This window comes from Rhodopseudomonas sp. (assembly GCF_036404135.1).
Lineage (GTDB): Bacteria > Pseudomonadota > Alphaproteobacteria > Rhizobiales > Xanthobacteraceae > Rhodopseudomonas_A.
Genome location: NZ_DASWPE010000061.1, coordinates 26,299 through 34,556, shown reverse-complemented (window position 1 = coordinate 34,556; position 8,258 = coordinate 26,299). Strand labels below are relative to the sequence as shown.

The window sequence follows — 8,258 nt, the reverse complement described above, 5'->3', positions numbered from 1 at the left end:
GGTGAAATCGTCGGTGGTGGAGACTTCGACATTGGTGCCGGTGGAGGATTCCGCGGCGAAATGCGCCGCGGTCTGCAGATAGTTTCCGAACCCGGCCTTCGGCTTCATGATGTAGGCGCACAGCACGTGCCGGCCGCCCGCGATCAGGTCCTTTTCCACGAGGTTGAGGTTCGAATAGCGATCGGACTGGTCCATGATGTTGTCCTTGGTCTTCGTTGTCCGGCCGGGTTCGCCGGTTGCTGGGTGGCTTATTCGGCGGCGCGGGCGACCGTGCCGATTTGCGGGTCGAGCGCGCCGGATTTGTAGCGCTTGGCCATCTCCGACAGCGGGATCACCTTGATCTTGCCGGCCTGCCCCGCGGTGCCGAACTGCTCGAAGCGCAGCTTGCAGAGGTCGCGCATCGCATCCATCGCCGGCTTCAGGAACTTGCGCGGATCGAACTCGGCCTTGTTCTCGGTGGCGATCTTGCGGAATACGCCGGTCATCGCCAGCCGGCAGTCGGTGTCGATGTTGACCTTGCGCACGCCGTGCTTGATGCCGCGCACGATCTCTTCCACCGGCACGCCGAAGGTCTGCGGCATCGCGCCGCCGTATTTGTTGAAGGCGTCCTGCAGATCCTGCGGCACCGAGGAGGAGCCGTGCATCACCAGATGGGTGTTGGGCAGCCGGCGGTGGATTTCCTCGACCACCTTCATCGCCAGCACTTCGCCGTCGGGCTTGCGCGAGAATTTGTAGGCGCCATGCGAGGTGCCCATCGCGATCGCCAGCGCGTCGACCTTGGTGGCGCGGACGAAGTCGACCGCCTGGTCGGGATCGGTGAGAAGCTGATCGCGGCTGACCTTGCCCTCGACGCCGTGGCCGTCTTCCTGCTCGCCGCCGCCGTGTTCCAGCGAGCCGAGCACGCCGAGTTCGCCTTCCACCGAGGCGCCGACCCAATGCGCGAGGTCGGTGACGCGGCGGGTGATGGCGACGTTGTAGTCGTAATCCGCGGCGGTCTTGGCGTCGGCCTTCAGGGAGCCGTCCATCATCACCGAGGTGAAGCCGTAGCGGATCGCAGTGGCGCAGGTGGCTTCGTCATTGCCGTGGTCCTGATGCATGCACAGCGGAATCTCCGGATACATCTCCGCCAGGCCATCGATCAGCTTCGCCAGCACGATGTCGTTGGCATAGGCGCGGGCGCCGCGCGAGGCCTGGATGATCACCGGCGCTTCGACCGCGGCCGCCGCCTCCATGATCGCCAGCCCCTGCTCCATGTTGTTGATGTTGAATGCCGGCACGCCGTAGCCCTGCTCGGCCGCGTGATCCAGCAATTGCCTCAAAGTGATACGCGCCATAATGCCTCCTGGCTGTCCTGTGGACGCTTCGTCAATGTCAATGTTTCGCGCGCGCGATTGCGCGCTGCGCCGCCTTCGCCACCGCATCCGCGGTGATGCCGAACTCACGGTATAGCACGCTCGCCGGCGCCGAGGCGCCGAACCCGGTCATGCCGACGAATTCGCCCTTGTCGCCGATCCAGCGATACCAATCCGCGGCGATCGCCGCCTCGACACCGACCCGCGGCCCGGTTCCCAGGATGGCGTCGCGATAGGCCTCCGGCTGTTCCGCGAACAATTCGAAGCAGGGTGCAGAGACCACCGCGGCGGCAATGCCGGCCTCGCCGAGCTGCTTGGCGGCGTCGGCAGCGATTGCCACTTCCGACCCGGTGGCGATCAGGGTGACGTCGCGCTTGGCGCCGGGATCGACCACCAGATAAGCGCCGCGCGCCACCTGGTTGGTGTCGCTGAGGCCCGCGCGCGCGGTCGGCAGCGCCTGGCGCGACAGCGCCAAGAGCGAGGGCCGGTGCGGCTGTTTCAGCGCGCAGTCCCAGGCTTCCGCGGTCTCCACCGCGTCGGCCGGGCGAAACACCAACAGATTGGGGATCGCACGCAACGAGGCGACCTGTTCCACCGGCTGGTGGGTCGGACCGTCTTCGCCGAGCCCGATCGAGTCGTGGGTCATCACGTGGATGACGCGGACGCCCATCAAGGCGCCGAGCCGGATCGCGCCCCGGCTGTAGTCGGCGAACGACAGGAAGGTGCCGCCGAACGGGATGAAGCCGCCATGCAGCGCGATGCCGTTCATCGCCGCCGCCATGCCGTGCTCGCGGATGCCGTAATGGATGTAGCTGCCGGCGAAGGAAACCGGCGTGACCGAGGCGGTGCCCTTGGCGTGGGTCAGGTTGGAATGCGTCAAATCCGCCGAACCGCCGAGGATGTTCGGTGACGCCGCGACGATGGTGTCGATGGTGAGCTGCGAGGCCTGCCGGGTGGCGATGTTCGGCCGCTCGGTGGAGAATTTTTCCACCAGGGCCTTGAGCGCGCCGTCATAGGCGGCGGACAATTTGCCCTGCAGCGCGTCGTCGAAGGCGGTGCGGACGCCGGCGTCATGGGCGGCGAAGCGCTCGCTCCAGGCGGTGTGCGCCGCCTCGCCGCGCTTGCCGATCTCGCGCCAGGATTTCAGGATCGGCTCCGGAATCTCGAACGGCGCATGCGGCCACTCGAGAGCCGCGCGGGTCTTTTCGATCTCTTCGGCGCCGAGCGGCGCGCCGTGGGCCTTTTCCGAGCCGGCACGGCCGGGCGAGCCGAAGCCGATCACGGTGCGGCAGGCGATCAGCGTCGGCCGGTCGCTTTGCTTGGCTTGCTCGATCGCGGCGGCGACGGCTTCGGGATCATGCCCGTCGACCCGGCTCGCGGCCCAGCCCGAGGCGGCAAACCGCGCCACCTGGTCGTCCGAGCACGACAGCGAAGTGGCGCCGTCGATCGAAATCTGGTTGTCGTCGAACAGCACGATCAGCTTGTTGAGCTTCAGGTGACCGGCGAGCGAAATCGCCTCGTGGCTGATGCCCTCCATCAGGCAGCCGTCGCCGGCGATCACGTAAGTATAGTGATCGACCACGTCGTCGCCGAACCGGGCGTTCATCATCCGCTCGGCCAAGGCCATGCCGACCGCGGTGGCGAGCCCCTGCCCCAGCGGGCCGGTGGTGGTCTCGACGCCCTTGGTGTGGCCGTATTCCGGATGCCCCGGGGTCTTCGAGCCCCACTGCCGGAACGCCTTGATTTGGTCGATGGTGACGTCGCTGTTGCCGGTCAGATACAACAGCGCATAGAGCAGCATCGAGCCGTGCCCCGCCGACAGCACGAAACGGTCGCGGTCCGGCCAGGCGGGATCGGCGGCGTCGAACTTCAGGAAGCGCGAGAACAGCACGGTGGCGACATCCGCCATGCCCATCGGCATGCCGGGGTGTCCCGACTTGGCCTTTTCGACCGCGTCGATCGCCAGAAAACGGATCGCATTGGCCATCTCGCGGTGCGGAACGGCGTGGTGGATCGGCGTGGCATGCGTCGCAATATTCAAGAAAGCCTCCGGGATGGCTGAGCTACGGATGGAGTGACGGACGCGGCAGCGCCCGCGGGCAGGATGACTTAGGCTGCGGCGTTACTTGGCGCCGCGCTTGCGTTCGATCAGCTGCATGATCAAGGGGGTCAGGATCAGCTGCATGGCGAGGTCGAGCTTGGAGCCGTGGATCACGATCGAATTGGCGCGCGACATGAAGCTGCCCTGGATCATCGACAGCAGATAGGCGAAGTCGATGCCGCGCGGGCTCTTGAAGCGGATCACCACCATGGATTCGTCGGGCGTCGGGATCCAGCGGGCGATGAACGGGTTCGAGGTGTCGACGGTGGGCACGCGCTGGAAGTTGATGTCGGTCTCGCCGAATTGCGGCACGATGTAATGCACATAGTCCGGCATCCGGCGCAGGATGGTGTCGGTCACCGCCTCGGTGGAGTAGCCGCGGTCGCTGCGGTCGCGGTGCAGCTTCTGGATCCATTCCAGATTGATCACCGGGACGACGCCGATCTTGAGGTCGGCGTGCTGGGCGACGTTGACCGTTTCGGTCATCACCGCGCCGTGCAGGCCTTCATAGAACAACAGGTCGGAGCCCTCGGGCAGCGTCTGCCAGTCGGTGAAATTGCCGGGCGCGACGCCGTGGATCGCGGCTTCCTTGTCGTCGTGGACGTAGTAGCGGGTCTTGCCGGTGCCGGTGGTACTGTAGTCGCGGAAGGTGCTCTCCAGTTCCTCGAACAGATTGGTATCCGGGCTGAAATGGCTGAAATGCTTGTTGCCGAGCGCGGCCTCCTCGGCCATCCGGGTACGCATGTCGGCGCGGTTGTAGCGGTGGAAGGCGTCGCCCTCGATATAGGCGGCGTTGACATTCTCGCGTCGGAAGATCTGCTCGAAGGTACGCTTGACTGAGGTGGTGCCGGCGCCGGAGGAGCCGGTGATGGAAATGATCGGATGCTTGCGGGACATTTGGTTGCTTTGAACTCCGGCTCTCTCAGACTCGGAACAGACCGCGATGCCCGAACAAGGGAGCGGTGATGTTGGCGGCGTCGGGATCGTGATGCAGCAATTCGATGCGCTGCACCTTGTCGAGCGATCCCATGATCAGCGGCGCGCGCTGGTGGATCGATGTGGCGGCGAGATCGAGCACGCGCTCGCGCCCGGTCGAGGCGGCGCCGCCGGCCTGTTCGATGATGAACGCCATCGGATGGCATTCGTAGAGCAGCCGCAGCCGGCCGTCGCCGTAGCCCGGCCGGGAATCGCCGGGATACAGGAAAATGCCGCCGCGGGTCAGGATGCGATAGGCTTCGGCGACCAAGGAGCCGATCCAGCGCATGTTGAAGTCCTTGCTGCGCGGACCGTCGGCGCCGGCGAGGCACTCATCGACGAAGTCGCGCACCGGCTGTTCCCAGTGCCGATGGTTGGAGGCGTTGATGGCGAATTCGGCGGTGTGCTCGGGAATTTGCACCTGGCTACGGATGCGCTTGTAGGTGCGATCGCGGCGATCCAGCGTGAAAATATCGACGCCCTCGCCGACCGTCAGCACCAAGGAGGTCTGCGGCCCGTAGACCACGAAGCCGGCGGCGAGCTGGGCGTGGCCCGGCGCGGAGAATGGCGGCTGGCCGGGCTTGTTCTGCACGATCGAGAAGATCGTGCCGACCGTCATGTTGGTATCGATGTTGGAGGAGCCGTCGAGCGGGTCGAACGCCACCGAGATCGGCGCGGCGGGATCGCCGAGCACCAGATCCTCGGATTCCTCGGACGCAAGCGCTGCGAACGGAATCCGCTGCAGTCCGCTCATGATCATCTCGTCGCAGCGGACGTCGAGGTCCTTCTGCACGTCGCCGTCGGCGTTGCTGGAGCCCTGGGCTTCGCCGGTGATGCCGGCGAGCGGGCCGCGGCCGATCAATTCCGAAATCTCGATCGAGGCGGCGGCGATGGCGTCGATGGCGGCGGCAACAGCGAGCCGCAGCTTGTCCGTCCCTGCATACTTACTCGTGTGGCGCGACAGCGTCAGGCCTTGTGGCATGGTCATGTCCTCGGGGTACGGCAGTGCAAGCGTCCGACCGATCTGGTCATCGTTGCTGCGGATGGATATGGACTGGATCGGTGAAATACCAGAATTTCATTATCTTCGTTACCGTCAAAGATTTTCTTATATCACGGACCGCTCCAGCGCCATCGGATTTGCCAGCCTGAGGGCTCGCAAGCAACCGCAATCGTTGAAGCTCACGCCAGTTGCTTGACGATCGCAGCAATCCACTCTGCATGGCGGCAAGTAACTGCCCTTGATCCAGCGCAAATGACGGCGGCGACGCTCGCCGCGCGGCAATCAGCGCGCGGAGCAAGCACACGGGCGCAGGCTGCGCGCGGCGCAACAATCAATCGCGGCGACGCAACGAAGCACGGCACCGCAATCGAGCGCAGCGCAGCAACGAAAAAGCCGCGCCGCCCGGTTAAGGACGACGCGGCCATGGCCGTTCTGTTGCTAGGTGGACCTACCCCGAACGGTTACGCCGCGAGGCGCACTTCGTTCATGCGAACGTTATCGTTTGCATTTAGGTTTTGACCCGATAACGGCGGTATCATGCCGGGAACAATTCAACACTTCTTCGCGGCCATCGATCCTGTTTCGCCCCCGCCGGAGCAGCCCAATGTCCGTCTCGCAGAATGAGAGACCGGCATGCTGGCTGCTCGGGTGGAGGCGCCGGGTACTGCCCCCGGGTCTGCCCGCAGTCCGCGTTGAGTTTCAGCGCCATCGTCTTTCGACCCGGTCATTGTAGCCCAGATCGTCGCCGGCCACCAACACAAAACCGTGGATGCGGCTCACACCCCGCCCGGCGGCAGATAGCAGAACACATAGCCCGGGCCGCCGAGGAAAATGATGCCGTGGCCCGTGGGATTACCGCTGTCCCATTTCAGCTTGTGGTTGGGAACCACGATCTTGGTGCCGATCTCCAGATGCGGCCGGCGCAACGGCGCGTCGGGCCGCGGATCGGTGATGATGGCGACATATTGGCCGTCGCGGATTTCATAGGAATCCGCCCAATAGGCGTCTGCCTCGCCGCAGCACGACACCGTGGGAAAGTCCGGCTGCATCAGCGAGCGATACCAGGCCCGCAGCTCCGGATCGCTGCCCTCCCATTGCCCGAGATCGCGCGCCGCGGCCGGCACGAGGCCAAGCGCCAGACCGAGCAGCGCCGCCAGCCGCGCCGGCAGCCGGGGACGGGGGACGCCGCGGCGGCGGCGCAGCGCGCGAAGAGGCAACCGACCCTGCAGCAGCGAAATCCGCATCAGGAGCACCCCAGTTCAGGCCGTCGCAGCGCCTCGATCCGGCCGGCAAAGGCTCAGACGTCACACCGCCCGTCAAAGCAGCGGAATGATGCATAAGCCATTCCAACCCAACCGCCGCAATTTGGCCAGCCTCATCGGGTCTGCTGCCACGTCAGGCCGCAACCGCGAATGGCCCGCAGCGACGCTGCGAGGTTGATCCGCCAACGACCGCAAAGTTCCGCCATGACCCTGTCAGACACGATCTTTGCGTCCCTGCTCGGTGCAGCGCTGTTGGCCGCGGCCGGCAGCCCCGCCGCGGCCGAGACCGGCCGCGCCGCGTATTATCGCGGCGGCCGCACCGCCAGCGGCGAGGTGTCGAGCCCCCAGGCGCTGACCGCGGCGCATCGCACGCTGCCGTTCGGCACCAAGCTTCTGGTCACCCATATCGGCAACGGCCGCTCGGTGGTGGTGCGGGTCAACGATCGCGGCCCGTTCGGCCGCGGCCGGATCATCGACGTCTCGACCGCCGCGGCGCGCGAACTCGGCATGATCGACAGCGGCACCGCGATGGTGCGGATCGATCCGCAATAGCCCGGCTGCGCCGCCGGCTAATGATCGTCGTCGCGGGACGAGCCGGTGGCGTCGCGCAGCTCGACGGTGCCGAGCTTGAAGATGCGCTGCTCGGCATAGACCGAGGGTTCGATCACCGTGAAGGCCGCATTCGGATAGCGCTGCCAGATCGCGATGTCGTTGGCGGAGACGATGACGAAGCCAAATCGATAGCGATATTGACCGGGTTCGGTGACATGGCCGACCTCGGCCCAGGTGATCTTGTTCATTCCAACAGCCCTTAGCTGACCCCACGCAGCTTCGCCATGGCCCCATTGTGCACTTGCCGGCGATGGCGATGAAATGGGCTGTTCGGACCGATCGACAATAGGTTGTGTGACGTCGCGGCTACCCGGAACCAATCCCTGCGCCATCGCTTGCCTCTTTATTCACGCGAAAGGCGACGACCATGGCCGAAGCGCTGGCGTTCGTGCAGATTGCGTTGCGTGCGCTGCTGGTGACGGCCGCGATCGGTTGCGCCGTGGTCGGCGTGGTGATGGCAGCCCGGTATCTGGCTGACCTGTCGCGCGTGCGGCCGCGAATCATCGACAAGCAGGCGGCGCGGCTGCCGCTGCGGCGCCCGCCGGGTCCGCGTCCGCCGCACCGCAAGCGCAGCGAGTTCGCCTGGCGTCATGGCAGCGTCGATCTGCCGGACAAGGACGCCGAGTAGCGCCGCGATCGCCGCTGCCGCGCGGAGCTGTGGATTATGGCCTCGCCGGGTTTCGCCGCGGCCGAGCCGGCGTTACGGTTCCGCTTTGCAATCGTCAGTAGGCGTGCGGGCATGGGTGAAGATCAGGCTGATTTCGATATCGATCGCTACCGCGCGCTGCTCGCCAAGGCCGATGACGAACCAAGCCGGCTGGCGCTGATCGAACTCCTGATCGAAGAGAACGCCCGCGACCGGCTGGCCGACGACGATGCCCGCCGGCAGGCGCTGAGCCAGGCCGAAACCATTCGAAGGTTGCTACGCAATCATTCCGGCTGATCTGGCCGGC

At 65.7% G+C, this 8,258-nt stretch carries 9 protein-coding genes, 1 other RNA gene and 1 pseudogene; 3 read left to right on the top strand and 8 right to left on the bottom strand.

Annotation, left to right across the window (positions count from 1 at the left end; genetic code table 11):
* The 7 genes and pseudogenes from VGC77_RS07065 to VGC77_RS07035 all read right to left on the bottom strand — a co-directional run.
* Window positions 1-195 (bottom strand): annotated as a pseudogene (locus tag VGC77_RS07065) (ribulose 1,5-bisphosphate carboxylase); the annotation flags it as partial.
* A 53-nt stretch (window positions 196-248) separates the two neighbouring features.
* Window positions 249-1,334 carry a class II fructose-bisphosphate aldolase gene (gene fba, locus VGC77_RS07060; RefSeq protein WP_331170857.1) on the bottom strand — a complete coding sequence of 362 codons (1,086 nt, stop codon included), beginning with the start codon at window positions 1,332-1,334 and terminating at the stop codon, window positions 249-251.
* Between the two features lie 37 nt (window positions 1,335-1,371).
* The gene (tkt, locus tag VGC77_RS07055; protein ID WP_331170861.1) at window positions 1,372-3,339 is read right to left on the bottom strand and encodes a transketolase; all 1,968 of its coding nucleotides are present in this window, start codon (window positions 3,337-3,339) and stop codon (window positions 1,372-1,374) included.
* Between the two features lie 135 nt (window positions 3,340-3,474).
* Window positions 3,475-4,350, bottom strand: a complete 876-nt coding sequence (locus VGC77_RS07050; RefSeq protein WP_331170856.1) for a phosphoribulokinase — start codon at window positions 4,348-4,350, stop codon at window positions 3,475-3,477.
* Window positions 4,351-4,375: 25 nt separating this feature from the next.
* Window positions 4,376-5,410 carry a class 1 fructose-bisphosphatase gene (locus VGC77_RS07045; RefSeq protein WP_331170860.1) on the bottom strand — a complete coding sequence of 345 codons (1,035 nt, stop codon included), beginning with the start codon at window positions 5,408-5,410 and terminating at the stop codon, window positions 4,376-4,378.
* A 440-nt stretch (window positions 5,411-5,850) separates the two neighbouring features.
* Window positions 5,851-6,190, bottom strand: a transfer-messenger RNA (tmRNA) gene (gene ssrA / locus VGC77_RS07040).
* Window positions 6,191-6,207: 17 nt separating this feature from the next.
* Window positions 6,208-6,675, bottom strand: coding sequence for a hypothetical protein (locus VGC77_RS07035; protein ID WP_331170855.1), 468 nt, complete (start codon window positions 6,673-6,675; stop codon window positions 6,208-6,210).
* 222 nt (window positions 6,676-6,897) lie between these two features.
* Between VGC77_RS07035 and VGC77_RS07030 the strand changes: the two genes are divergently transcribed.
* Complete coding sequence (locus VGC77_RS07030) at window positions 6,898-7,245, top strand: septal ring lytic transglycosylase RlpA family protein (protein WP_331170854.1); 348 nt, start codon at window positions 6,898-6,900, stop codon at window positions 7,243-7,245.
* A 17-nt stretch (window positions 7,246-7,262) separates the two neighbouring features.
* Here the strand turns inward: VGC77_RS07030 and VGC77_RS07025 are convergent, their stop codons facing one another.
* On the bottom strand, window positions 7,263-7,493 hold the full coding sequence (locus VGC77_RS07025; RefSeq protein ID WP_331170853.1) for a hypothetical protein: 231 nt from the start codon (window positions 7,491-7,493) through the stop codon (window positions 7,263-7,265).
* 179 nt (window positions 7,494-7,672) lie between these two features.
* On the opposite strand from VGC77_RS07025, the gene VGC77_RS07020 reads away from it, so the two are divergent.
* Both VGC77_RS07020 and VGC77_RS07015 read left to right on the top strand, forming a co-directional pair.
* Window positions 7,673-7,933: a hypothetical protein gene (locus VGC77_RS07020; protein ID WP_331170852.1), complete on the top strand. Its 261-nt coding sequence runs from the start codon at window positions 7,673-7,675 to the stop codon at window positions 7,931-7,933.
* A 111-nt stretch (window positions 7,934-8,044) separates the two neighbouring features.
* Complete coding sequence (locus VGC77_RS07015; protein WP_331170851.1) at window positions 8,045-8,248, top strand: hypothetical protein; 204 nt, start codon at window positions 8,045-8,047, stop codon at window positions 8,246-8,248.
* Window positions 8,249-8,258: the final 10 nt, after the last annotated feature.

Bases quoted from the DNA above. Each gene is read 5' to 3' on its own strand.
- fba (WP_331170857.1), bottom strand. From the start codon at position 1,334: ATGGCGCGTATCACTTTGAGGCAATTGCTGGATCACGCGGCCGAGCAG.
- tkt (WP_331170861.1), bottom strand. From the start codon at position 3,339: ATGGCCAATGCGATCCGTTTTCTGGCGATCGACGCGGTCGAAAAGGCC.
- VGC77_RS07050 (WP_331170856.1), bottom strand. From the start codon at position 4,350: ATGTCCCGCAAGCATCCGATCATTTCCATCACCGGCTCCTCCGGCGCC.
- VGC77_RS07045 (WP_331170860.1), bottom strand. From the start codon at position 5,410: ATGCCACAAGGCCTGACGCTGTCGCGCCACACGAGTAAGTATGCAGGG.
- VGC77_RS07035 (WP_331170855.1), bottom strand. From the start codon at position 6,675: ATGCGGATTTCGCTGCTGCAGGGTCGGTTGCCTCTTCGCGCGCTGCGC.
- VGC77_RS07030 (WP_331170854.1), top strand. From the start codon at position 6,898: ATGACCCTGTCAGACACGATCTTTGCGTCCCTGCTCGGTGCAGCGCTG.
- VGC77_RS07025 (WP_331170853.1), bottom strand. From the start codon at position 7,493: ATGAACAAGATCACCTGGGCCGAGGTCGGCCATGTCACCGAACCCGGT.
- VGC77_RS07020 (WP_331170852.1), top strand. From the start codon at position 7,673: ATGGCCGAAGCGCTGGCGTTCGTGCAGATTGCGTTGCGTGCGCTGCTG.
- VGC77_RS07015 (WP_331170851.1), top strand. From the start codon at position 8,045: ATGGGTGAAGATCAGGCTGATTTCGATATCGATCGCTACCGCGCGCTG.